This is a genomic window from Plantactinospora sp. ZYX-F-223, assembly GCF_039649625.1.
GTDB lineage: Bacteria > Actinomycetota > Actinomycetes > Mycobacteriales > Micromonosporaceae > Plantactinospora.
In genome coordinates this window covers 1-1,606 of the sequence record NZ_JBDJAV010000155.1, presented here as the reverse complement: position 1 = coordinate 1,606, position 1,606 = coordinate 1, and the positions used below count along the sequence as shown (strand labels likewise).

The 1,606-nt window shown below is 70.1% G+C and carries 1 protein-coding gene; it reads right to left on the bottom strand.

The features are described 5' to 3' along the window. Positions 1–164: 164 nt before the first annotated feature. The gene (locus AAH979_RS42910) at positions 165–1,544 is read right to left on the bottom strand and encodes an IS1380 family transposase (protein ID WP_346263855.1); all 1,380 of its coding nucleotides are present in this window, start codon (positions 1,542–1,544) and stop codon (positions 165–167) included. Positions 1,545–1,606 lie beyond the last annotated feature (62 nt).

Sequence of the window (1,606 nt, the reverse complement as noted above, 5' to 3'; positions counted from 1 at the left end):
TTAGCCTCGATGATTCGCGCCTGACGCCGGCTCCGTCGGCTCGGGGCTGATGATCGCTGTTGATCGATGCGGTTCGGGTCGGGGCATGGTGGTGGGCCGTCTGTCGCGGCGGCGGAGCGTGGTCTCCTGGGGTCCTCCGGTGGTTGGGGCAGCGGCTGGGCTGGTCAGCCGGGGGCGGGGATGGCCGCGATCCGGTGGAACGCGGTGGTGATCTGTTGCGTCCAGGGCCACCTGGACGGGATGCGTAGCCAGCGGCGGCGTTGGCCGTGGACGAGGCGGGCGGCGGTGTGCAGGATCCGGTAGCGCAGTCGTTTCGGTTCGGCCTTTGCGAGATCGCCATCGCAGCCGATGAGTTGCAGCCACGCGATGAGGTCGACGGCGATCGCGGCGGCAACGCACCAGGCTTGGTTGATGGTGAACTCGCGGGAGGGTAGCCGGCCCAGTCCGGTGTCCTTGGCGCAGCGGATCCGGTCCTCGACGCGGGCGTGGGCGCGGTGGCGGGCCTCCAACCACTGCAAGACACCTACGGCGGTGTTGGTGACGAACGCGGTGTAGCGCCAGCCGTCCCGGTGCTCGAACAGCGACAACTGCGCGCCGGGGTGCGGGCGTTCCCGTCGGACGATGACCCGCGCGCCTTCGGGCCAGCCGGTCAGGGTCAGCAGGCCGGTCAACTCGGCGACCTGGGCACCCTCGCGGACACCGCCGTCGGCGGCCAGCGCCGGTGTCCACGCCGTGTCGGGTAGGGCGCCGATGGCGGCGCGTTCGGCGTCGCTGATCGACCAGCCGATTGAGTATTCGACTCGCCGACGGCGGGTGTTCAGGCTGGTGAGCCAGTCGAGGACCTTGTGGGTGGCGGCGGCGCTGTCACCCCGGATGAGCAGATGCCGCCGGTGTGCGGTGGGCAGCTGCGTGATCGCGTCGGCAAGCACGTCGAGATGATCGACGGCGGTGTTCGCGCCCGCGTTGCCCGGCCGCAGCGCGATGGCGAGCATCTCGCCGGTGTTGTCGCAGGTCACGAGGATGGGGTGGAAGCCGTACGTGTGTTTGTAGGTCGGTGCGGCGCCGTCCTTGTCGCTGTGGGCGAGCACGATCGTGGAGTCCACGTCCAGCACGACCACGCCATCGCCGATGTCCCGGCCGGCCGCCCGAGCTGCCGGTGGCCCGTCCAACAGGTGCCATATCCGGGCTCGGACCTTCGCCCGCGCCGCAGCGATACGCCGTAGCTGGGTCGCGCCGATCTCGTCGAGGGCCCGCCATACGGTGGTGTCCGAGGCGACCGGCCCGAACACCTCCCGCTGGTGACGCAGCACGTCGATATCGCAGATCGCCTCGCCACCATCGGCGATCATCACGGCCAGATCGACCAGGACCCGGCCCCGGTCGTGGACCGGCCAGCGGCCCCGACGGGCCAGCCCGACCGACAACGCCCCGGTCAACCCGGCCCGGTCAGCCAGCATCCGCAGCAGCGCCGCACCGACGTGCGACACCACACCCGTTCCATCCGCGGTGACCCGCAGATCCTTCGACCACGCCGTAAACTGCACCGCGGAAGTGCCTCCCTCGCGGAGATCCTTGTAGATGTCGCAATCACAAGTTTCCCCTGCCA